Below are 23,044 nucleotides of genomic sequence, written 5' to 3'. Positions count from 1 at the left end.
GAATTGATAAACCTTGCTACGGCGCATGTTTCAACAATTGTCGTGCCCTGATCACTTCGGCTACGCTCCACGCCTGGGAAATGCACCCGTTGGGCTCGTGTGGCGCGTCGCCATCGAATATTTCCGATATCGTTCCCAGGCCCGCGTCGTGCGTATGCAGCAGTAAAGGCTCCAGCAGAGGCCTTAGCTTTTCTTTGGGTTCGCTCACCTTCAGGGCCCCTTCGATGTAGAAGCCCATGAGCCATGGCCATACACATCCGTTATGGTATGACGGGTCGCCAGAATATCGGCCAATGTAACGGCTATCCATGGGCGACAACGTTCTCAATCCATAAGGTGTGAGCAGCTCTTTTCTAATTACTCTCATCGCCCGTTTTGCTTTTTCCCCATCAATGGCGCCAAGGGCGATGGCGATGGCCTGGTTCGGCCTGACCGAATCGTCGTACGGGTCTATAACATCATAGAGGCACCCCTTTTTCTCGTTCCAGAACCTGTCCATCTCACGCCGTGCTGCAACTGGCTTAACGGGCGCCATAAGTCCCATACCTTCAGCGATCTCAAGGGCGTTGACCCAGAGGGCGTTCACCTCTACGGCCTTGCCTTTTCTGCCCGTGTACCGGGTGTCCATCCACGTCGTCTCGGGGGCGGTCGAGATCAATGAGCCATCCAGCGTAGCCGCTTCGCTCTCAGGGTATCCGTTCATTATACTCTCGACATAGCCATTTGCTTCACGATAAAAGGCCGTGTCATTTCGCTTCTCGAAATATTTGCCCAGCGCATAGATGAACCACAGGGGTGCATCGCTTGAATTATAGCCACCCGGTATCCTGTTCGGTATCAGGCCGTTCTTGATGTGCCTCGCAAAATGCCGGAAGACGCGCTTCGCCTCCTCGAACCTGCCCCTTTCGAGCAGCAGCCCGGGCACGCTGACGAATGTGTCCCGGCCCCACGGCTCGGCGAACCAGTGGTACCCGGCGTATATCGTATCGTCGACCAGGAAGCTGTCCGCCGCGAGCTCAAGGGCGTCGGCAGGATCGATAGGCGTCATCCTGTTTATCGGCGCCTTCCGGACGCCATCGACAGCAGCACATATGGAAACCGAGGCATCTTTCACCCGGCCTTCGAAGTACCCTGGCGACCAGAGGTCCTCGACGTGGTCATATCCCCTCTCCGAGTCACGCTCATAGAAAACGTTATAATAAGTCTGCGGGTCCTCTTTGAACCGCAGGCCGGAGCGTATTGAAAGCTTCCCCGAGCTGAAGCCGTTCACCGTGCAAGCCGCATTTAGCTCGACATTCCGCTTCGTTTCGTGATAGCCACGGTCAGTGATGAGCGGCCTGATGTGCAGGTTCGTTTCTCCTTCGACATCGTAGCGTATCGTAAGCTCTCCATCGAACTCGATGGTCTTTTTTATCGAGGCCCCGTCGACCATGTAATAGAATATTGGCGGGTAAAGCTCGAAACCATATAAGGAACTAAGCCCCTCGTCCTGAAGGGCACCTGAGTACCGGTGAACGGAAAATCGCTCGCCATTTGCCTCTTCTTCAAGGCAGGATATATACACTCGCCGCCCGGCCACAAAGAGACCATGGTACTTACGGGTATTGCCTGCGAGCGACGACGAGCAGTAGGCGTCCCCGGCGGTTAAAAGAAACTCCTTGCGCCGGGCGAACGCATGATCGTGCAGGTCGGCGCCGAAAGTGATCATGACGGGGGCGGCACCTTACAGACGCTATCGTAGAGCGCCTGCTGCTTCTTTTTAAACAGCTCGATGGCCTCCTCATAGACGCGCAGCGTGCTGCTCGCCGCCGTGTCCCAGGTAAAGCTCTCGAGGACCCGCCGCCGGGCGTTAATGCCCATGCTCTTCCTCAGCTCGGGGTCCTTTAGCAGCATGATGGTGAACTTCGCCACGTCTCCCGGATCATGAGGGTTGATGTGGAAGCCGCAGATGTTGGGGCCGAACGGTATGACCTGCTCCCTGAAACCGGACGTACCGGCCGCGCCCACGATGACCGGCTTGCCCATGGACATGGCCTCCAGGCTCACGATGCCGAAGGGCTCGTACTTCGAGGGGAATATGGCGACATCGCATGCGGCATAATACTTGAGGCGTTCCTCTTCGGGGACATAGCTAAAGTTGAACAGGACGTTCTTTTCTAGGTTATTCGAGGTGACGATCTGCTTGAGCATATCTTCCTGCTCGCCCTTGCCAACGATGACCAGCTTAGCATCGGGCACGGCCTTGACGATCTCCTTCATGGCCATTGTGAGCGTGTCCGCCCCCTTCACCCAGGTGAGCCTGCCGACGAAGAATATCATGGGCGAGTCGCCGACGCCGATCTTCTCCCGGAACGCCTTGAGCTCCTTCGGGGAATACAGGTCCGGGCGGTACTTGTTAGCGTCCACGCCATTGTATACGACCCGTATCTTCTGCTCAGGATAGCCGAGCTTGACCAGCTCGTCACGCATGGCATAGCTTACCGTGATGATGAGGTCGGCCTTCTGCGCGGCCAGGCGCTCGATATCCTTGACGGCGGCCGAGCCGCTGCCTGTACGGCCCTGCTCGGTCGAGTGGTAGTGGACGACAAGAGGCAGGCCAAGGTTGCTTTTTGAGACGATGCCCGCGATAAAGGCCAGCCAGTCGTGGGACACCAGGATATCGAAGCTCTGCTTTTCGACCGCCACCAGGCTGTTCACCAGCTTGGAGGCCGACAGCATGTTATAAAGCAGCGTTTCCGTGAAGAACCGCTGGCCGCCGGCGTCCCAGCGCTGCACGTCGCCGGGGCTGACCACTGAGAGCACGTCTGACAGGTTCATCAGCTTCGGGCGGTGCACCTTCACGCCGTTCCACTCGTCATGGGTGGGGTCGTTGCCCGTATTTCTCGAGAACACGGTGACCTCGTTCCCGGTCCTCATGTACTCCTTCGTGATCTCCATCGCGTACGTGCCAAGCCCGCCCCTGAAAAAGGGCGGGAACTCATCAACAAAATATGCAAGCTTCACTGTAACACCTTTTTATATATGTCGAGCATTTTCCGGGCGCTCACATCCCACCTGAACATGCGGTCGATCTTCTTCCAGCCGTTCCATCCGTAGCCGGCCACTCCGTTGCCCCCGTTCAATATATAATTAATGCCCCAGGCGATCGACTCCGGGTTCTGGTGTACCTTTACGCCGTTAACGAAATTATCGATGTTCTCGGCCAGCCCTCCGACGTCGCAGGCCACCACCGGGCGCTTCGCGCTCCACGCCTCCAGTAAAACTAAGCCGAAGGGCTCGTTCCTGCTGGGTATGACGATCACGTCGCTCGCGTGGAGGAGCCTCACGTACTCGGAATCAGGTATGTAGCCTAAAAACCTTACCGGCAGGCCCATGCGCCGGGCCTGCTCCTCGAGCTGGTGCTTCATGCTGCCCTCCCCGGCCATGATGAACTGGGCGCCCCACTTATTGGCGACCACCATGGGCATGGCGTCGACGAGCATGTCAGGGCCCTTCTGGTACTCCATCCGCCCGATGAAAAAGACCAGCGGCGCCAGCGGGTGGATGCCGTAGGACTTCTTGACCTCGCCCGCGTCGATCATGGCGTCGTAGACCTCCGGGAATATGCCGTTATTCACCACGCCGATCTTATCGCCGGGCACCTTGTAGAGCCACATGACCTCGTTCTTGAGCGTTTGCGATACGGCCGTGCAGCGCTTCGCTATGAGTCCCCCGTACCACTCCTTTCCGGCGATCTCCCTGGACTCCCACCAGTCGCCGAAGCGGCCGCCTATGCGCCCGAACTCCGTCGAGTGGTACGTGAACACGGTGTTCCTGTCCTTGAGCTGGTGCATCGCCTCCACGACGTGCCAGTCGTGGAAGTGTAAAATGTCGAACGGCGGCGAGTCATACTCGCGGAAGCGTTCCACCATCCGGTCGCTCATGTTCTTACAATAATCCACGATGTTATTCGCCGAAGGCCAACAATAGTGATAATTTACGCCCTTGATCTCCTTCTCCTCGATGCGCCCCCGGGTGAAGAAATGCACCTCGTGCTCTTTAGCAAGCGTCTCCGCAAGGTAGGTCGCACCAGGCGACAGGCCGCCGATCTTCTCGGAGTAAATGGACTCCCAGCAAAAGAACGCTATCTTAAGCTTTTCCACAGCGCATCCCTCTTCTTCGCGGCGACTTCGGCCAGCTCCAGCCTGTTCTTACAGGCATCCATCTGGCCGGCCAGAGCCTCGTCTCCCAGCACATCCTGCACCCACCTCGATAGGTCCTTATTCCTCAGGTGGTGCTCCACGGAGTCTTTAGGCACGTAATTCAGCAGGTCACACAGGTCGTCCAGGCTATAGGCCGTGAACCCAGTGTAAGCGCTCGACGTGTAAAACTGGAACGCCTCCTCCGGCGGCACGGTCCGCAGCTCCATCGCAGCAGCCTTCTTTTTCATCTTTTGCGCCGCAAGGCGCTCGTAGTCGGACACGATCCGCATGTAGTTGGCGAAAGAATCGTAGGGCTTGCAGGCATCCGGGCTGAAGTAGTTGTGCACGTCGGCACAGGAGCCGAACTTCGAGGCCATGTAGTAGAAATGATCGCTCGTCTGCAGGTAGCGCCACATTTTCTTGTCCTTCGCGTAGGCGCGGGCCCTCTGGATGGCCTTGAGGGCCGTGTGCTGGATGGTGTTGCCCAGCCAGGCAGAGGCGTCCTTCTCCACGTCCGCCCAGGAGATGGTCTCCTCTACGCTCAGCTCGTCCCTGGCCGGTATCTCCGCAGCCTGCGAGGGCGTGATGAACTCGATGCCCCGGTCCATGCACTCCTTCGGCAGCCAGCGTAAGAATTCTAAGATGCCCGAGTCCGACCAGTGGTGCTCGCCGAAGGTCTCGTAGTCCACGAAGACGTTGACATAATCGCCGGGCGACGCCGCAGCCCAGGAGGCGAACTTATCGGCCATAAGCGGGTACTGGTCCCACTCCCTATTATTAAAACGGAACGCCACGTCGTCGGATAGCTGGTAGTTCCGCATGAGGAGCTTGATCCCGTTGCACGAGTACACGTAGTCCGGGCTCCGCCACCCCAGGACACGCTCCACGCCCTCAGTATAGATGGCCTTGAAGCCCAGCTTTTTCGCCGACCGGGCGATGTGATCGTTAAATATGAACTCGGTGTTCTCCATGACCTTCGGCGTGGCGCCGAACGTCGACTTTAGCATCTTCTTATGGAGCCTGACCTGCTCCTCGAACTCGCCCAGGTCGAAAAGGCTTGCGACGCTATGGAAATATGTCTGGGCGATCATCTCGGCATTTTTATGCGCCGCCGCCTGCCTGAAGAGGTCCAGCGCGTCGGGCCTCCACTTCTCGAGCTGCTCGGCCAGCGTCCCCGATATGCTGAAGGCGCACTTGAACCCCTTATCGAGGTTCTCGAGGATGGCGCTCGTGGCCGGGATATAGCACTTATCCGCCACTCTCTCCAGTATCTCCCGGTTCAGCGGGCTGAAATATGCGCTTTCCAGGCTATCGGTACCATTGCTGCTGCTAAAATCCGGGTTGAGCCGGAAGGGCTGGTGGACTTCAAATCCTATGCATAATCTGCTCATCGGTGCCGCCTCCGGGGGCGATTAAAATTTTGATATCCCCGGTCTGGGAGTTTTAATTTATATATTTAATATTGGGTAAAGGGTGTTAATATATTATTTTACTCGCTCTTTGAGCGGAAGAACGGCATATGATTGGATGATAAATAATAAAAATAATTTTTATAAAAGACGTTATGCCGCCCTGGGCTTTGGCTTGCTACCCTTATCCGGATTCTTTTTCTCGGCCATCTATTCTCACCTCTCCGGGCGCCTGGCCCATAATCATTAATTTAGCTATCGATTTAAATATCTTATCTTGAACATCGCATCAGACCTTTCGCCTTATACCTTTCCTCTTAATGGCAACGTACAGGACGAGGGCCCCGGCAGCCGAAAGCAGGGCCGAGGTAAAATAGGGCAGGTCCACGTTGATGTCGAAGCCAAAGCCGCTGAGCGGCGGCCCCACGATCCGCCCCATGGCCCCATAGGAGCCCAGCACACCGAGCACGGCCCCCTGGTGTTCCTCGTCCGTCGCCTTCGAGGCGAGCGAGTTCAGGCAGGGGGTGGCCAGGCCCACGCCGATGGCGATCAGGCTGGACGAGAGCATGATGGTCAGCAGCTCCCAGGACACGTTGATGAGCAGGAAACCGGCCGCCGAGACGGCCATGCCGGCCAGCACCGTCCTGGCTTCGCCTATGCGCGCGATCAATACGCCAACAAGCACGCCCTGGCACAGCACGCCCACGACGCCCATCACCGTGAACAGCACGGCCATGGCCGTAGGCCCGGTAAGCGTGATGCTCCCGTTCAGAAGGGGCATCTGCGACGGGGCGTCATAGAGGCTGAAGCGCCCGCCCATGTAGTAGGCGAAAATGGTCTGGAAGCCCGACATCAGGAAGGCCACCAGGAGCATCATGACGAACAGGATCCCCGTACTTGAGCGTAGCGGCGCCAGCAGCGAGACCTTTTCCCACCTTACGGGGTGGTGTACGTCCACGGCCCGGGACTCCTCCAGGGCGAAGTAGCCGATGATGCCGAAGATGAAGGCGGCGACGGCCGTCACAAAGAACGGCACGGTGAGGCCCCAGACGGAGAGGATGCCCGAGATGGACGGCCCGAAGATCATCCCCAGGCCGGATGCGGCGCCCAGGAGCCCCATGACCTTGCCCCTCTCGCTATGCTCCGTGACGTCGGCGATGTACGCCAGCGAAGCCGGGTACATGCCCCCGGCCAGCGCTCCTCCCAGCATGCGGGCGGCGAACAGCATCCAGAGCTGCGTGGCAAAGCCATAAATGATAAAAGATATGCCATAGCCGAAAAGGCCTATTAAAAATATGGGCTTGCGCCCGATGCGGTCCGACATCTCCCCCCAGAAAGGCGTGACGATGAGCTGCATGACCGAGTACGACGCCATCAGCAAGCCCAGCTCCAGGGCCGACGCGCCCATCTTTTGCGTATAGTAGGGCAGGATGGGCATGATGATGCTGAAGCCCAGCGTGAGGAAGAACATGCCGAATACCAGGATCGCTATCTGACGCGTCTTGCCTTTCATGTAATGAGTAGATAGCGGGCATTGGAAATAAAAATGTTGAGCACCGCCCACGGACAGGAAATATTTGTCGGCATAGAATAAGTATATTAGGCCGCAGTCCCATGCTTTTACCAAATAAGCTCTTATTGGGGGAGCATAATGAAGAATGAGACTAAGATACTTGTGGGAGCAATTATCGTTATATTGCTTTTGTTGGTGGGCGCCTATGCGCTGAGCGGCTCGAGCCCTCAGCCTTCGGCCACGCCGACCGTATTGCCCGTTACCGTTACGCCGACTGTTACGCCCGTTCCGTCTGTATCAGTGACGCCGAGTGTTGAGCCGACTGTGACCGCTACTGCTACTGCGACGCCTGTGCCGTCCGTAACGCCTACTCCGACGCCGGAGAGCGGTGTGAAGCAGACTGAGTTCGGCTACTGGATAACGTATCCGCCGCTGGGCCCGCAGAACTGGTCCGAGTATAAGTCTCTGCCGTCAGATTCCTCGCAGGACAACATCGTGTTCTTCAACCCGACATCGGCCGTGTACCCGATCAACATCCAGCCTGCGGCCATGAGGAAAGATGGCGATACCGCCGTATACCGCCAGGGCGGCGACATAAACCAGACGGTCGTGGTCAAGATACACGCGAGCATGAGCGATAACGTAGGCTTCCAAACCAACCTGAATTCCATCCCCGAGTATACCTTCTCCATGTACACTTTAGACACGGAGAACATGACCGGCCCCGACGAGAACGGCGATTATCTGCTAACGCTGGGCCCCGGAGTGAGTCATCAGGACCTTTTCTTGCACATCTATCACCAATACTGGTACGACAGCGTGGACGCCATGCCGTATATGCCTACGCCGGGTTGGGTCAAGCTGACCATAACTGACGTGGTGGAAGGCAACTATGGCATCGGCTCGCAGAAGGAATTTAACCTATCGCTCGAAGCTTTGCCCGAGATCTGGTTCGGGAACTCCACGACGATTGCCAGTGACGGATACCTCAACCGTGAAGAATCAGGCATTGATTTTAGCGGTGATATCGACCACATCGCTGAAAACGATAGTTACGTCGATGTGTTCATACCGATCATCCGGGAAACAGATAAAGGTACTTTAACCCCATACCTATATTGGAATGGGGGAATTAGCGACGTAATGGTCACTTCGCCCTCGTTCATCGCAGGGCAAAAAGATGGCCTCGTTAAGGTATCGATACCGTCCGAATACGTAACGGGCGGCGACAATTACCAGCTGACCATTTACATCGGCTATAACGAGGGATATATTCCTGGCTGGCCGAGCGCATACGGGCTTCATATCAACTACTCTGAGGCCAATTAGCACCATCAGCCTGATCAATAAAATAATACAAAATTAAAATAAGAAGGAGACCTGATCGCCTCCTTCATCCTTTTATTTAATGCGTACTCGAGGCCATCTGGTAATAGACTTCCTCGTACGGCTGCACGACCACAAAGCCCGTGCCCTTGAACTCCATCTGGAAAGTCTCGCCGCTGCTCCGGCCCATGAGCGTCTTGAAGGTGATGTCCGTCTTCAGCTCGGGATAGAGCGAGCCCGACCAGGCAACGGTCGCATTGGGGTCGGTGTACACCGGGCTGTCCGGCGTGACCATGAGCGTGAGGGGCTTGTAATACGTAGTGATGGCTGCCATGCCCGTGCCTTCCAGCTTGATGTTGAACAGGCCTCCGGCCATCATGCTCGTCATGCGGCGCATGAGCTTGATCTCGTAGCCAAGGCCTTGCTCGAACGCCAGTATGTCATTGCCGTTCACGTAGATCGACTGGTTCTGTAAATTAAGTATCGAGATGCGCTTGCCCTCGTCCGACAGGTAGAGCTTGCCGTTGCCCACGGCCTTCATCAGGTGGGCGCCCTCGCCCGTCACGGCCTTTTTGAGGAACGTCCCCAGGCCGTGCTCCATCATGCCCTCCCGCTCGAACTTGATGCCGCCGCGGTAGGCGACCATCGAGCCCAGCTTGGACCAGACCATGCCGTTCAGGTTAACTTCCAGCGTATAATCGTTCTCCAGCTCGAAGAGGCCTTCGCCCCTGTCCTTCTGAGCCGTTTCCGAAACGAAATCTCCTACTGAATATTTCGCCATATTTACCCCGCCTCAATTACACGGCCTCCCAAATAACCCTTTCTATGGCGGAGGTCGACCGACCTGCTTATATACCAGCATTCCGATGTATGCTTACGGTATCGAGGATGGGCGCAAAAAAAGATACGCAGATCGTGGAGTTCATCGTTATTCTCGGCGTGGTGAACGGCTTCCTTTATTCTTTAAAATTTAATCCCGTTAACGCCTTCTTCAACGAGGTCACCTCGAGCGTTTCCGCCCTTATCGCCGCCCTGGCCCCGGGCTTTTCCGGCTTTTTATTATTAATTTTGCAGCTCCTGCCCGCCATTGTGCTCATCGTGAGCGTGGTCTATATCTATCGGCTGGGTAAGGCCACGGCCATCACGGCGGTCGCTTTTGGGTTCGGGTGCGGGTACTTTTTGCTGTCCGACGTGTTCATCAGCCTGCTGTGCCTGGTCGTAGGATTGCTGCTCGGGCTGTACAGCGTGAAGTCGGACCGGCTGCCGATCAAAAAGCGATAATAAAAAAAACACTTCTATTGTTTTCAGATAATTCTTTGTTCAATCCTTTACACGTTATGCCGTCGTGGAGTGTTCCTAACCACAGGGACGCAGAGCGCACCGAGTTTCACAGAGTTTTTCTTTTATAATTTGAGCCACAGAGAACTCAGAGCCCGGTTTATTGGCTTACCCGGGACACAGAGTTAATCGAGGCACGGTTGACCAATAAACAATTTAGCAGGTTTATCCTCGCCAGTGCCTCTAAGCACTCCGTGCCTCAGGTTAGTTATAAACCCGTCCCCTGTGCCCTCTGAGCCTCCATCTATAAGAAAACTCTGTGAACTCTGCGCTCTCCGTGCCCCTGTGGTTGGACCACTCCGAGACGGCTTAATGTATAAAGGCGAGGATCAGTATCAACTAAAACAATTTTCAATCAAAAACTCGCAAGAACTACAAATAAAAAAAGGAAAAGCAGAGCCGGCTAGCGGCCCCTGATATCGATGTCACCGTTAACGATGGAGGTCTCGATATAGATGCCCTCGGTGTAGTTGGCCGTCTTGCCGACCAGCGCCACACGGCTCTTCTCCGTAATGACCAGCGGCAGGTCCGTGCTGATGCCGCCGTTCACCAGGTGAGCGTTCAGCGACAGGGGCGCGTCCTTCGGGACCGTGACGGTGACGGCGCTGTTGACGCTGTTCAGGAACATGTCCCCCTTCAGGACCGACGTCCGGACGTCGATATCGCCGTTGACCGTGACCATGGTGGCATTCGTGGCGTTCGCCTTCGAGCTTATCACGCCGTTCACGGTGGCCATGTTAACCTTGCTACAGTCCAGCTCGCCCAGGCGGACCTCCCCATTAACAGTTACGAGGCTCGCGTCGTACATCTTGCTTTTCGGCAATGTGATCGTTATGTCCGAGCCATACTTCGAGCTGGCCATCCTGGGCTCCTTCGTGTCCTTGATCTGGACCTTCAGGGTCTTGACGCCGTTCTCGTCCTTCTGGGTGAACTCGACCCTGTAGCGCTCGAAGTCCTTCTCGGTGCCGCGCGCGTTAACATTGATGGCGTAAGCGTCGCTGTCGCCTTCCCGGACGTCGACGAAGCCGTTGATATTGGCGACCTCGATGTTGACGCGGTCGAAGCCCGACAGCGAGCCGTTATAGTCGTACGACTTTTGTAGTATGGGGCCCTCGTTCGTGACCGGTCCCTGTGTAACGAACAGGCAGAGGAATGCCGCCCCGCCGAAAGCGAGCAGGATCAGGACGATGACCAGCAGCGCTCCCACGGTTATGAGTAAGAATTTATCCAGTTTCATACCTAACCCTCATAGAGCTTTTAGCGCTCACTGTAATAAAAGTATTTAGGTTTTTCTATGTCATGCAACGATCAGGCCCTGTGGGGCCGTGCCACCGCCCGGTAGATCGTCTTCGCGGCGTAAGGCAGCAAAAATGACAGCGCCATGGCCGCCAGGATGCCGAGCATGCCTTTACTCCTCAGCCTCCTCTGGGGCCCGCGGGCGAACATCTCCAGAACGGCGACGATCAGGCTCAGCCCCAGGCTTCCCCTGAGCAGGCCCATTACGATGTGAAAAAGCCCTTTTTTATCCATCCATACCACGAGCAAATATTCACAAAGAATAATGAATATGTTTTCCACAATTAATGGTGCGGATGTGCCGCGATGGACGTGGTTACGCTAATCGAGGACTGCGGCGAGCCCTATTCGAAGATGCTCGGCATCGACCTGAAAGGGGGTGACCCTGCCTACGTGAAGTGGCTGTTAGCGTCCATCCTCTACGCGAAGCCCATCCGCGAGGAATCGGCAACGAAGACCTACAAGGCGTTCGAGTCGGCGGGGCTCGTGGACGCGAAGTCAATAGCGGGCGCCGGGTGGGACAGGCTTGTCGAAGTGCTGGATAAAGGTGGCTACGCGCGCTATGACTACAGCACTGCCGACCGGCTCCTGGATATTTTCGGCAGGCTCCAGAGCGAATACGGTGGCAGCCTCCGGCGCCTTTACGATGCATCGAAGGACAGCGATGACCTGGGGCGGCGCATCATGGGGCTCGGCAAGGGCATCGGTCCGGTCACAGTCTCTGTCTTTTTGCGGGACATGCAGCGCGTGTGGCCTAAAGCCAGGCCCGCGCTTACTCCCCGGGTCAAGAAAGCGGCAGATGCGCTGGGCATCCGGGATGCCAGGGCTTACGCGGTGGAGCACGGCCTCGACATCGTGGAGCTCGAGACCGCCCTGCACAGGTATTCCCGAAAGGGAAAAGCAAAAATGCCTATATGCCTCAGGCCGCAAGGAGACTGACCGGCCGCAGCATCGCTTTATTGCAGTGCTGCCCGCCGCTAAAGCCGGACAAGTAAATATATTTATCGAATCGATATATTTAAAGGAACACTGCGATGCCGAAAATAGCCACCATAGGGGACGTCAACGTAGACCTTATAGCGAGAATAGACCGCATGCCCGAGCTGGGCAAGCAGGTCATAACCAGGGACTTCCAGACGCATGGGGGAGGCTGTTCTGCTAATTTTTCGCTCTCCTGCGCCCGGCTGGGGATGGAGACACAGCTCTTCGGCAAGGTCGGGGACGACGTGTTCGGCACTTACGTGCTGGTGGAGCTGGAGGACAACCACGTCGACACGAAGAACGTCATGCTCACCGACAATAAGACGGGCGTCACCGTGGCCATGGTGCAGGGCATCGAGCGGTCGTTCATCACGTTCCGCGGCGAGAACGCGACGTATAGCCTGAACGACATCGACGTCTCGAAGATACGGGCGGACATCGCCCACCTGCCGTCCTACTTTTTGCTCGACGGGCTGAGGAACGACTACGCGAAGCTTATTGACGTATTGCACGCGGCGAAGGTGCAGGTGTCGTTCGACACTGGATGGGACCCCCGCGGGTTCATGAGAGAGACGGTCGACCCGCTCTTCGATATACTGCCCCGGGTCGACGTGTTCCTGCCTAACATCGATGAGGCGCGCAGCATCCTGGGGCTGGACACGAGGATCGGGCCCGAGAGGGCCGCCGAGATCCTGCTGGACATGGGCGTGAAAGTCGTAGCCATCAAGATGGGCAAGGACGGGTGCTGGGTGGCGACGAAGGAGAGCATCGAGTACGTGCCCGCCTTCAGCGTGAAAGTGGTCGACACGACGGGCGCCGGCGACAACTTCAACGCCGGGTTCATCAGCTCCTACATCAGCGGCAAGCCACTGAACGAGTGCGCCATCGTCGGCAGCGCCACGGCGGCGCTGAAGATCGGCGGCGTAGGATGGTCGACATACCCGACGCGCAAACAGGTCAATACATTTTTAGCGGAGCGAGGCTATACGGGCCTTTAATGAAGATCTTTGACGTGTCCGTCGACCTCTATAACGGGATGCCTGCCTTTCCGGGCGACCCGCCCATCGATATCAAGCGCGTGCTGAGCATGCCGCAGGACTCGTTCAACGTGTCGCTGATGTGTACCGGCACGCACATAGGCACGCATGTCGACCCGCCCATCCATTTCGTGGCCGGCGGTTACACCGTGGATAAGATCCCGCTCGACCACTTATACGGCCCTGCTGTGGTAGTCGGCCTGCCCGGCATTGATGCCGTCAGCGCGAGGGACCTGCAGGGCGCGGACTCGGATATCATTTTATTGAAGACGAAAAATTCGGCCCTCTGGGACAGCGGAAAGTTCCACGAGGACTACGTGTATTTGGACGAGAGCGCGGCGCGCTGGCTCGTCGACCATAAAGTAAAGACCATCGGCATCGACTACCTCTCCATCGGCAAATTCGAGGGCGGCGAGGCCGTGCATAAGATACTCCTGGGCGCCGGCGTCACGGTCATCGAAGGCCTGGACCTCAGGAAGGTTGAGCCTGGCAAGTACACGCTGGCATGCCTGCCGCTAAAAATAAAGGACGGGGACGGTGCCCCCGCCAGAGCGTTCCTGATAAAGGATTAAGCTTTAGTCTTGATGTCGACCACGGTGATGTCGAAGACCAGCGTCTTCCCGGCCATCGGGGGGTTATAGTCGAGCGTCGCCGTCTTATTGTTCAGGTCGGGCGTGATCGTGTAGAGGCCGGCCGTGTTGATCTTGCTCAGGGGCACGACAAGCGCCGTATTATTGGCCGGGCCCAGGCCCACGACGTAAACGTATTCGTCGTTAAACACCATCGTCTGGTTAACGAACTGGCTAAAGTTCGTATTATTACCCTCGATCGTCTCGAGCTGCGTGGTCAGGACCTTCGAGGCGTTATAATCTCCGTAGGCTTTATCGGGCGTAAGCGTGACGTTCGTTTTTGTCTGGTTCAGGCTCATGCCCTTTACGGCCTCGTCGAACCCGGATATTGTCGTATTTGAGCCGACAACGAAGGAGAACGGAGCGTATGGGTTAGCAGGATTGTATATGTTATTTGCCTTCGCGACGCTCGAGTTCGTCGTCTCGAGCACTTTGCCGTTAACGTCCCTGAGCGTGTAATCGACCGAGACCGTATCGCCCGCTTTAACTACCTTTTCGGAGGACGTGCACCCCATAACGAGCGCCGAAAGGATAAGGGCTATGAATACTACCTTCACTTTTCCATCCATAAGGATCACTTAGCTATGCTGTTCTACTGTATGCTGTGATATTTAAATAAATATATGCTGGTCTATCAGCGGCTACTTGGTAGAAGTTATCTTGATAATATCGTTATCCTGGAGCTCGTACTTGTCGCCCAGCCTCATCTTTGTGCGGGCGTTGATGCCGAACAGGAACGACTCGCCGATCTGCGTGTGCACCCGGAAGGCCAGGTCCCGGGCCGTAGAGCCCTTCTTAATTAAGAAAGCGTCGGGGAGCACGTTGCCGCTCTTATCGGTGAACTTGCTCTCGTCCTCCACCGGGTAGGCCACGATGTAGCCCAGAAGGCCGAACACGACCTCGTTGAGGCATTTCTGGATGCCCGTGCCGTCGTTCTTCTTGAGGAACTCCCTCATTTTCTCCAGGGCCCCCTTCTGCGCGGGGTTAAGCTTCTCGGGGTTCTTTATGGTGAAGTCCTTATCGCCCGGGAGGTACTGGATGAACCCGTGGCTTGCAGCGTTCCGTAAGGCGAGCTCGATGCCGGCGCTGCACGCGATGACCCTGTAGCCGTCCTTCTCCAGGCCTTTGAGCTTCTCAAGGTTCTGGGGCGGGGCGATGTCGGCCTTGTTGGCCGCTATGACCAGGGGTTTGCTGATCTTTCTAAGGAGATCGGAGAGCTCGATCATCTCCGGCTCCGTCCAGTTCACGATGTGCTTGTCCACAAGGCCCGTCTCGAGCAATGCCTGCTTGGCCATTACGTTATCGATGCCCAGCCCGGCGAACTGCTCGGCGATGACGTCCTCGATCTTCTCGCCCGATGCGGACGCCTTACGGGAGAGCTTGACCCAGTTCTTGTGGAGGATGCCGAACATCCACATGGTGATCTCGGTCTCGAGGAATTTGATGTCGTCCAGCGGGTCGTGCGTGCCTACCGGCACGACGTTCCCCTCGATGTCCGTGCCTCCGCTGGCGTCGATGACGTGGATGATGGCCTGCGCCTGTCGCATATCGTCCAGGAAAGCGTTGCCGAGGCCCTTACCCTTGTGCGCCTCGGGCACCAGCCCGGCCACGTCGAGCAGCTCTACTGCGATGAAGCGCTCGCCGTCCGAGCACTTCGGGCAGGTCAGGTGTAATTCCTTGCAGGGGCACTTTGCCCTGACATAAGAGACGCCCAGGTTGGGCTTGATGGTCGTAAAGGGATAATTCGCTATCTCGACGTCCGCGAGCGTAGCGGCCTTGAAGAAGGTGGATTTGCCGCAGTTCGGCTTCCCGGCCAGCGCTATGAGTATGGACATGGTAAACACAACTTCTATTTTTGTAGATACTATGGCCGGTACCAGTATTTAATTTATGGTTCATCGCTTGCTCATTCTATGAGCCGGAACCTGAATTGCTTTGCCCTGCACACCGGGCAGTTCTCGGGCGGTTTTTCCTCCATGACGAGCCCGCAAATGTCGCAGACGTAGAGCTCACCGATCTCCGGGTCTTCGGCTGCGTGCTCCAGCGCATCGAGCGCTCGTCGTACCATGTCCGAGTGCGCTTTTTCCACCTGCGCCAACCACTCGAAGCTCTGGGCGGCGTGCATCTCTCCCTGGGACCGGGCGCCGGCGGCCAGGGGCTGGTAATATTCCTCGCTCTCCTCCTTCTCGCTCTCGAACGCTTTAGTCAGGTTATCGACGGTGCGATTCAGAATGAACGGCGCTGAAAAATTTACACAATATTCGCCAAGCAGCTCCTTTGTCTGACGGTAGTGGGATGATGCGTGAACCTTCTCGGAAAATGCGAGGGCGCGAAAAAGCCGGGCGATGTTGGGGAAATTCTCAAAAGCTGCCTGATCAGAAAAAAGCAGATAGCGCATGTGCGCAGCGCACTCGGCGCCGAAGGCGTTCCTCATGCTTTGAGCCGTGGCCCTTTTCATATCTCGGCCACCGGCGCCAGCGGCTTACTATCGGCCACCCCGATGCGCATCATCGTGCTGAACAGGTCATTGGCCTTCTTGAGGTGCTTCCTGGCCGCGGAAGCGGGCTTATCTTTCTTACGCTCGTCATAGATGCGGATGGCCTCGTTGTAGGCGGCGATGGCGCCGTCGCACGCGCTGATGGCGCTCTCGTAGCGCTTCTCGCGGAAGTGGATCTCCGCCATGTTCGCATGGGTCTGCCCGATGCAGGTCTTCAGGAACGCGTAGCGCTCTGGCATAGCCTTTGGGTCGAGGGCTTTTGCGGACGAGGAGTACGCGTTAAGGGCACTCGCGGCGTGCTGCAGGGACAGGTCGAACATCCGGGACTTGAGGTAGACCTCGCTGACGATGGTGTGGGCGAAGCCCATGTTCGAGGAAGCCTCCATATAGTCCTCCGGGGAGCGCTTTTCGAAGAACTTCAGGACGTCGGGGTATAGCGCCAGGGCGCTGCGGGCCGCCTGGATGGCATCGTCATAGCGCCGGCTGCGGCAGTACTCATCCGCCAGGAAGGTGTAGGCTCCGGCCGCCCTGCCCCGGTACAGGGCCGAGTCCCATGGATATATCTTGGCATCGAGGAGCCTGCCCGCGTCCTCGAAGGCCTGCGCCGCGCTTTTATAGGCCTTCACCGGGTTCTTCGCTTTCGCCAGCGCCAGGTAAGCCCGGCCCATCTCGCCCTTGATACAGGCGTGGTCGAGCGGGCTGGCCTCGGCGGTCCGGGCCGTAAGCGCCTCGAATAGCGCCATGAGGGCCTTATTCGCGTACTCCTCGGAATCGCCGGCCTCGGCGAGCCTGCGATAAACGCCTCCGGAGATGTAGAGCACGCCGTCGTACTCCTCGGTGACGAACATGCGGGTGGCGGACGCCTTCTCGGCCATCGCCGCGGCCAGCTCAAGTGCCTCTCCGCGTCCCGTGCGGTCGTACACAGAGGTATACGTCTCCATCATCTTCGTCTCGAGCCGGTTCAGCGTCCGCTCGTCCAGGTCTATGCAGCACGCGTTAAAGGCGCCTCCCAGCGACCTGAACGCCAGCGAGGCCGTGCCGTCGTGGGGAGAGGAAACGGCAACGTCCGCCAGCGTGTCCAGGGCACGGTAGACGACCTCGTGCCTCCCGTGCTTCGCTCCCGCGGCCGCCGTCTCGCCGATGAGGGATACCATGGACGCGGCAAGGGCAATGCTCCGGGCGCTTTTCGCCGGCTCCAGCGCGGGCGCTTTTATCTCTTCGAGCGCACGGACAACGGCCTCGCCGTCGCCCCTCTGGCAAAGCCTGTCGATCATCGCCATAAGGCCAAGGCCCGAGTTCCCTCTAAATACCGGCCTCTGCAATGCGGCAGGCCCGGCCGGGCCCTCCCGCTCCATGAACTGGCCCCGTATCTCTTCCAGGTAGCGGGACAGGATGCGGTCAGGCCTGGCGTGCTCGAGCATCTCGGTGCAGCACAATGCAAGGCCGGCGATGCCCATGGCGGACAGCCCCAGCGCCAGCTCGGCCTCGAAGCCTGCGAAATATTCTGGCTTGAACGCGAGATCGCTGGCGATGTAAATGATCGGCAGTGCCATCATGGCGCCGAAGAGGGCAGACCTGCCCGGGCTCAGGAGGCCTCGGTGCTTGCCATAGCGGGCAGAGTAAAAGTACCCGAGAAGGGCCGTGGTGAGCAGCGCAAAGCCGAGGACGACCACGTCGCAGAGCAGCAGCGTATTGAGAAGGGCGCCCCTCTCGTCCGCGGTCAGGATGATGCGTGACAGGTAGGCTTCGCCGACGATGAACACGCCGGCGACCGCCAGCAGCGCTAGCGCGGCCGCCGCGGCCGTGCTTATTTCAGGCTCCGCCTTTTTCGGCGCCTGAGCCTTAGATACCTGCCCGTTAGGGCGAATGAGGGCGGCCGGTAGAAGCTTCACACATAAATAAATAATATTAAATATATTTAATATTTGCCATATAAATTATGATTTATTGAACGTCAGGCCCGTATACGTATGGACATAAAGGGGCCGTCCCTCTCGAACCCGAGCTTCTTATAATACGGCCTGGCGCCGATGCCGCTCATGACCGCCAGCTTCCCGTAGCCCGCATCTCTCGCCATGTCCGTCGCCTTGCTCAATAGCTCAACGCCATAGCCCCTATGCTGCCAGTTTTCGTTGCTCTGGCCTATGGGCACCATCCTGCCGTAGACGTGCAACTCCCTGACCAGCGCGGCGTTCTCAAGCTCCGGGCGATGGGGCCTCGAGGGGAACCGGAGCCTGGTGAAGCCGACGAGCGCGTCGATGTTCGGCTCCTCGAATGATATGAAGTGTTCGGCGCCTCCGCAGGCCTCGTATTTTACCACGTCGAGCCTCACCGAGCCCGGGTCTCCTTTCAGGCCCTTCATGGCCTTGTGCCCGATCTCCCGGCACCGGATGCAGCGGCATTCCTTTCCCTCGCTGCGGAGGATATCCCCGGCGAGTTGCCTCACGTTGCTCTTGACGACGCCGGCGGCAATGTGCTTTACCGGGATGTCCCGCTGGATCCGCTGGAGCCGCACCCACTTCGGCAGGCGCTCCTTCATCCTGGCCAGCAGCAGGGCCGCTTCTTCGCTCGAATAGGGCGTATACTCGCCCCGCTCCCACATGTCGTATAGCCTCGTGCCTCTGGTGACGAGCGTGGGGTAGATCTTCAGGTAATCGGGGCAAAAGCGCGGGTCGCTGAACACCGCCTCGAACATGCGCAGGTCCCTGTCGAAGCCCGAGCCCGGCAGCCCGGGCATCATGTGGAACCCGACCTTGATGGCCGAGTCCCGGAGCGCCCGGTTCGCCTCTTCGCTGTCGGCCACCGTGTGGCCGCGCTCGATGCGCTTTAAGATGAAATCGTACGTGCTCTGCACGCCTAATTCGACCTTCGTCACGCCCATGTCCAGCATGCGGTCGATGTGCGCCGTGCGGCACCAGTCGGGCCGGGTCTCGAACGTCATCGCGACGTCCCTGACCGCAGCTTCCTCGTTCGCCGCCTGGGCGTCCTCCAGGTATTTAGTATGAACAGGGTCGACGCCAAAGTCGTTCATCGCGTCCAGGCAGCGCTTCACGAACCACTGCTGGTAGTCCAGCGGCCGGGCCGTGATGGTGCCGCCCATGACGATCAGCTCGGCCTTGTCCAGCTCGTGGCCTATTTGCCGTAGCTGGCTCAGGCGGGCGGTGACCTGGCGGTACGGGTCGTAGTTCTCCTGGATGGCCCGCAGCGCCGCCGGCTCTGCGCCCGTGTAGCTCTGGGGCGAGTTGAACACCGAGTCCACGCCGCCCGGGCACGGTACGCACTTGCCGTGCGGGCACTTGTGCGGGGAGGTCATGACCGCCACGACGGCCACGCCCGACATCGTCCGCACAGGGCGCTTCTGGAGTATCCCGAGCACGGCATCATAGTCCTCGCCGGCCTCCCTTAGTATGTCGGAGTTGCGAGGCAGGCTGGACAGGCCATGGGCTATGCTCACCATCTTCTTGGCCTTATTTAGCTCGGCCTGGGTGGATACGTCCCCCGAAACAATAAGCGAGACCAGCTCCCGGCAGGCAGCACTCACTTTATCCATGTCGCTGCAACTTATGCCCGTCGATGTATTCAATTTTTTCCATGGTGGCCGGACGGCAAAGGATATATGAATTAATTGATAAACAGTGTCTAAGTTATCGAATAAATCTGTAAAGGATAAGGATGACCCGCATCTTAATTAAATTGGCCGTAATGTCGCTCGTGCTGCTCTGTGCCCTCTCATTAGCGGCACCCACGCTGGCGCAGTCGACCGTCGTCAAGGTCGAACTGTTCCCGAACGGCGACGCCCGGTGGACGACCGAGAAAGTGTTCTCGCTGGATACGCAGGAAGACATCATCGAATGGGACGCGATCGCAGCACAGGGCAGGGATAAGTACCTTGCCGAGTTCGAGGCCCGGATGAAGGACTACGTGGCGAGGATCAGCGGAACGATCGGCAGGGCCATGGCCGTTAACGACGTCGAAGTGTCGGTCGAGAAAAATCAGCCCTACGCCATGCTGGATAACACCTCCCGCTCTTACGGCGTCATCCGCTACGAGTTCACCTGGACCGGCTTCGCAATGACCGGCGGCGATTCCCTGGAAGTCGGGGACTCTTTCGTCGACGGCTTCTTATTGAGCGAGGGCGACTCCATCTCCTTTACGCTGCCCTCCGGCTACGAGATCGACAGCATTTCGCCGGACCAGTACGATTATAAGAAATCTTACCAGCCTCAGGTCAAATGGTCTGTGGACGTGACCAATGACACGGTGTCGGACGTCATGCTATTCCAGTCTGGCGAACCATCCATCATCATGCAAAAGACGGCATCCGCGGCGTTCGCCATCGAGTGGTGGATGCTGATCCCCGCCATGGCCGTTTCGGCCGCCCTCGGCTTCGGGGCCGCATACCTTTTCATGAATCGCAGGCCCCGGCCCGTGGAGGCGCCCCCCGTGCCCGATCTGATCATGCCCGACGCTGGCACTGCGGAGCCCGAGGTGCTTCCGGTGCCGGACGAGGGCCGATTCCTGTCCGACGAGGAGCGCATCGTCAGGTACCTTGAAGAGGCGGGCGGCCAGATGTTCCAGTCGGACCTCGTGAGGAAGACCGACTTTTCGAAGTCCAAGCTGAGCATGGTGCTCTCGGACCTCAAGGAGAAGGGCACGATCATCAAGATCAAAAAGGGTAAGGAGAATTTAATACGCTTGAACAGGCCTCCCGCGGAAGGGCCCAAAGAATGAGGCTCTGGCATAATTTTTTAAGCAATGAGGCCTGCTTTGTATACGGGATAACATGAGCAGTGGAACTAAAAGCGGCTGTGGAGAGCCGATATTGCTCGTAAGTGAAAGCTACCACAGCGCGGATATGTACTATGCATCGGGATTCCTGGCCCCGGACCGGTTCGTCTATCTCTGCCAGGACGATAAGAAATACCTCTTTGTCAGCCAGATGGAGTTCGAGAGGGCGAAGAAAGAGGCAAAGGTCAAGAACGTTCATTCGATGGAAGAATACGATTACATGGGCCGGCTGAGGGCCCTCCGTGACCCCGAACTGGCGCTGGTCGACACGCTGGCCGCCATTTTCGCGTCCTTAAAGATCAAAAAGGCGAGAGTTCCGGTCGATTTTCCGTTATTGACGGCCGACCTGCTGAGGGCTAAGAGCATCGAGGTCATCCCGGCGCCCCGGCTGTTCGACGAGGCCCGCTCGGTCAAGGCGCCCGACGAGATCGAGAAGATCAAGAAGGCGCAGGCCGTGAACGAGATGGCCATGGAACACGCCATAAGCATCATCGAGGCCTCGAAGCCCGTGAACGGCGTGCTACATTACGAGGGCAAGCCCCTTACCTCGGAGTTCCTGCAAAGCGAGGTCGACCTCGTGTTCGTCAGGAACGGTTACGATACCACGGACAGCATCGTGGCGGCAGGGCCGGGATCAGCTGACCCGCACTTTTCCGGGGCAGGGCCCATAAAAGAGAATGAGCCAATCGTCATCGATATTTACCCGTACGGCAAGAAGGGCCGCTACTGGGCGGACATGACGAGGACGGTCGTCAAGGGCAGGCCCTCGCCCGAGGTACAAAAAATGTACGACGCGGTCCTGGGAGCGCAGAACGTGGCGCTGAACGCGATCAAAGCCGGCGTCACGGGCAAGCAGGTCCACGACATGGTCTGCGACTACTTCGAGAAGCTCGGCTACGGCACGACAAGGACGGGCGCGGCCGAGGGATTCATCCACTCGACGGGCCACGGCGTGGGGATCAACATCCACGAGTACCCGTCCATCGGCGACGCGGGCCTCGAGCCCCTGAAGCCGGGGCAGGTCGTCACCGTCGAGCCGGGCCTGTACATCAAGGGCATCGGCGGAGTACGCATCGAGGACATGGTCGTGGTCACGGATAAGGGCAACATCAACCTGACAAAGGCGCCCAAGAAGCTGGTGGTCTGAATGGATCCGGAGATACTGGAGAAATACCGTAAGGCCGGCGTGATCCTGAAAGAAGTGAGGGAGAACGCCGTGTCGAAGGTAAAGAAGGGGGCTAAGTTACTGGACGTGGCGAACGCCATCGAGGCGGAGATCGTGGAGAAGGGCGGCAAGCCGGCCTTTCCCGTGAACATCTCCATCAACCAGGAGGCCGCGCATGACACGCCGGGCCTCGACGACGTGCGGGAGTTCGGCGACGATATGGTCAAGGTGGACATCGGCGTCCACATCGACGGCTACATCGCCGACACGGCGGTCACCGTCGACCTTTCGGGCAACCCGGACCTCGTCAAGGCGTCCAGGTCGGCCCTCGAGCAGGCCATCAAGATCGTCAAGCCGGGCGTGAACACCAGCGAGATCGGGGCCGTCATCGAGGAGACCATCGAGGGCTTCGGTTTCAAGCCGGTATACAATCTTACGGGCCACGGCCTGGAGCGATACGTCCAGCACTCGGAGCCGGCCATTCCGAACAAGCGCATCGGGCAGGGCGTGACGCTGGAGGCCGGCCAGGTCATCGCTATCGAGCCTTTCGCCACGAACGGCATCGGCATCGTGGTCGAGGGCCCGTTCATCGAGATCTTCAGCCTCCTGAAGGTGAAGCCGGTGCGCATGCCTCATGAAAGGGAGCTGCTCAAGCAGATACTGGAGTACAACGGCCTGCCATTCGCACGGCGCTGGCTCACCGGTAAGTTCGTCGACAGGTCGCTGACGTCGCTGATGAGGCAGGGCATCGTCCACGGCTACCCGGTGCTCGTGGAGCACCAGCACGGCCTGGTCTCCCAGGCGGAGCATACGATGATCATCACCGAGGACGGCTGCGAGCTGACGACTTGAACGTCCTATGACGTTTCGAACGTCATCGTTAT

At 58.0% G+C, this 23,044-nt stretch carries 21 protein-coding genes; 8 read left to right on the top strand and 13 right to left on the bottom strand.

The window, feature by feature from the left end:
• Nucleotides 1-16 precede the first annotated feature (16 nt).
• From MCP_RS12065 to MCP_RS12045, 5 genes are all read right to left on the bottom strand, one after another.
• Complete coding sequence (locus MCP_RS12065; protein ID WP_012901129.1) at nucleotides 17-1,708, bottom strand: amylo-alpha-1,6-glucosidase; 1,692 nt, start codon at nucleotides 1,706-1,708, stop codon at nucleotides 17-19.
• On the bottom strand, nucleotides 1,705-3,003 hold the full coding sequence (locus tag MCP_RS12060) for a glycosyltransferase family 4 protein (RefSeq protein ID WP_012901128.1): 1,299 nt from the start codon (nucleotides 3,001-3,003) through the stop codon (nucleotides 1,705-1,707). Before MCP_RS12060 ends, MCP_RS12065 begins: the two co-directional genes overlap by 4 nt.
• On the bottom strand, nucleotides 3,000-4,142 hold the full coding sequence (locus MCP_RS12055) for a glycosyltransferase family 4 protein (protein ID WP_012901127.1): 1,143 nt from the start codon (nucleotides 4,140-4,142) through the stop codon (nucleotides 3,000-3,002). Before MCP_RS12055 ends, MCP_RS12060 begins: the two co-directional genes overlap by 4 nt.
• Complete coding sequence (locus MCP_RS12050) at nucleotides 4,124-5,572, bottom strand: glycoside hydrolase family 57 protein (protein WP_012901126.1); 1,449 nt, start codon at nucleotides 5,570-5,572, stop codon at nucleotides 4,124-4,126. The genes MCP_RS12055 and MCP_RS12050 overlap by 19 nt, the downstream gene beginning before the upstream one ends.
• A 307-nt stretch (nucleotides 5,573-5,879) precedes the next feature.
• Nucleotides 5,880-7,103, bottom strand: a complete 1,224-nt coding sequence (locus MCP_RS12045) for an MFS transporter (RefSeq protein ID WP_012901125.1) — start codon at nucleotides 7,101-7,103, stop codon at nucleotides 5,880-5,882.
• A 138-nt stretch (nucleotides 7,104-7,241) separates the two neighbouring features.
• Here MCP_RS12045 and MCP_RS12040 point away from each other — a divergent pair, with 138 nt between their 5' ends.
• Nucleotides 7,242-8,432: a hypothetical protein gene (locus MCP_RS12040; RefSeq protein WP_012901124.1), complete on the top strand. Its 1,191-nt coding sequence runs from the start codon at nucleotides 7,242-7,244 to the stop codon at nucleotides 8,430-8,432.
• Nucleotides 8,433-8,508: 76 nt separating this feature from the next.
• Here the strand turns inward: MCP_RS12040 and MCP_RS12035 are convergent, their stop codons facing one another.
• Nucleotides 8,509-9,210 carry an AIM24 family protein gene (locus MCP_RS12035; RefSeq protein ID WP_012901123.1) on the bottom strand — a complete coding sequence of 234 codons (702 nt, stop codon included), beginning with the start codon at nucleotides 9,208-9,210 and terminating at the stop codon, nucleotides 8,509-8,511.
• Nucleotides 9,211-9,299: 89 nt separating this feature from the next.
• On the opposite strand from MCP_RS12035, the gene MCP_RS12030 reads away from it, so the two are divergent.
• A complete protein-coding gene (locus tag MCP_RS12030) occupies nucleotides 9,300-9,710 on the top strand; it encodes a hypothetical protein (protein ID WP_128567203.1) in 411 nt (136 codons plus the stop codon).
• Nucleotides 9,711-10,170: 460 nt separating this feature from the next.
• Here the strand turns inward: MCP_RS12030 and MCP_RS12025 are convergent, their stop codons facing one another.
• A complete protein-coding gene (locus tag MCP_RS12025; protein WP_012901121.1) occupies nucleotides 10,171-11,004 on the bottom strand; it encodes a DUF4097 family beta strand repeat-containing protein in 834 nt (277 codons plus the stop codon).
• Between the two features lie 71 nt (nucleotides 11,005-11,075).
• Nucleotides 11,076-11,297 (bottom strand): hypothetical protein, encoded by a 222-nt coding sequence (locus tag MCP_RS12020; protein WP_128567202.1) that lies wholly within the window; start codon nucleotides 11,295-11,297, stop codon nucleotides 11,076-11,078.
• 72 nt (nucleotides 11,298-11,369) lie between these two features.
• Here MCP_RS12020 and MCP_RS12015 point away from each other — a divergent pair, with 72 nt between their 5' ends.
• From MCP_RS12015 to MCP_RS12005, 3 genes are all read left to right on the top strand, one after another.
• A complete protein-coding gene (locus tag MCP_RS12015) occupies nucleotides 11,370-12,002 on the top strand; it encodes a hypothetical protein (RefSeq protein ID WP_012901119.1) in 633 nt (210 codons plus the stop codon).
• Between the two features lie 95 nt (nucleotides 12,003-12,097).
• On the top strand, nucleotides 12,098-13,042 hold the full coding sequence (locus tag MCP_RS12010) for a carbohydrate kinase family protein (RefSeq protein WP_012901118.1): 945 nt from the start codon (nucleotides 12,098-12,100) through the stop codon (nucleotides 13,040-13,042).
• Nucleotides 13,042-13,653, top strand: a complete 612-nt coding sequence (locus MCP_RS12005; RefSeq protein WP_012901117.1) for a cyclase family protein — start codon at nucleotides 13,042-13,044, stop codon at nucleotides 13,651-13,653. The genes MCP_RS12010 and MCP_RS12005 overlap by 1 nt, the downstream gene beginning before the upstream one ends.
• On the opposite strand, the gene MCP_RS12000 is transcribed toward MCP_RS12005, so the two are convergent.
• The 5 genes from MCP_RS12000 to MCP_RS11980 all read right to left on the bottom strand — a co-directional run bounded on the left by MCP_RS12000 (nucleotide 13,650) and on the right by MCP_RS11980 (nucleotide 19,757).
• Complete coding sequence (locus MCP_RS12000; protein ID WP_012901116.1) at nucleotides 13,650-14,279, bottom strand: FKBP-type peptidyl-prolyl cis-trans isomerase; 630 nt, start codon at nucleotides 14,277-14,279, stop codon at nucleotides 13,650-13,652. The genes MCP_RS12005 and MCP_RS12000 overlap by 4 nt on opposite strands.
• A gap of 72 nt (nucleotides 14,280-14,351) precedes the next feature.
• A complete protein-coding gene (locus tag MCP_RS11995; RefSeq protein WP_012901115.1) occupies nucleotides 14,352-15,545 on the bottom strand; it encodes a redox-regulated ATPase YchF in 1,194 nt (397 codons plus the stop codon).
• Nucleotides 15,546-15,616: 71 nt separating this feature from the next.
• Nucleotides 15,617-16,168 (bottom strand): rubrerythrin family protein, encoded by a 552-nt coding sequence (locus tag MCP_RS11990; protein WP_012901114.1) that lies wholly within the window; start codon nucleotides 16,166-16,168, stop codon nucleotides 15,617-15,619.
• Entirely contained in the window at nucleotides 16,165-18,099 is a 1,935-nt protein-coding gene (locus tag MCP_RS11985; RefSeq protein ID WP_012901113.1) for a hypothetical protein, read from the bottom strand. Before MCP_RS11985 ends, MCP_RS11990 begins: the two co-directional genes overlap by 4 nt.
• A gap of 62 nt (nucleotides 18,100-18,161) precedes the next feature.
• Entirely contained in the window at nucleotides 18,162-19,757 is a 1,596-nt protein-coding gene (locus MCP_RS11980; protein ID WP_012901112.1) for a tRNA uridine(34) 5-carboxymethylaminomethyl modification radical SAM/GNAT enzyme Elp3, read from the bottom strand.
• A 152-nt stretch (nucleotides 19,758-19,909) separates the two neighbouring features.
• Here MCP_RS11980 and MCP_RS11975 point away from each other — a divergent pair, with 152 nt between their 5' ends.
• The 3 genes from MCP_RS11975 to map are packed head-to-tail and all read left to right on the top strand — an operon-like array spanning nucleotide 19,910 to nucleotide 23,012.
• On the top strand, nucleotides 19,910-20,938 hold the full coding sequence (locus MCP_RS11975) for a helix-turn-helix transcriptional regulator (protein WP_231845213.1): 1,029 nt from the start codon (nucleotides 19,910-19,912) through the stop codon (nucleotides 20,936-20,938).
• 52 nt (nucleotides 20,939-20,990) lie between these two features.
• Nucleotides 20,991-22,142: a M24 family metallopeptidase gene (locus tag MCP_RS11970; protein ID WP_012901110.1), complete on the top strand. Its 1,152-nt coding sequence runs from the start codon at nucleotides 20,991-20,993 to the stop codon at nucleotides 22,140-22,142.
• The gene (gene map / locus MCP_RS11965; protein WP_012901109.1) at nucleotides 22,143-23,012 is read left to right on the top strand and encodes a type II methionyl aminopeptidase; all 870 of its coding nucleotides are present in this window, start codon (nucleotides 22,143-22,145) and stop codon (nucleotides 23,010-23,012) included.
• Nucleotides 23,013-23,044 lie beyond the last annotated feature (32 nt).

Source organism: Methanocella paludicola SANAE (assembly GCF_000011005.1).
Classification (GTDB): Archaea; Halobacteriota; Methanocellia; order Methanocellales; family Methanocellaceae; genus Methanocella; species Methanocella paludicola.
Note: the sequence above shows the minus strand (reverse complement) of the source record. Positions and strands in the feature narration are given on the sequence as shown.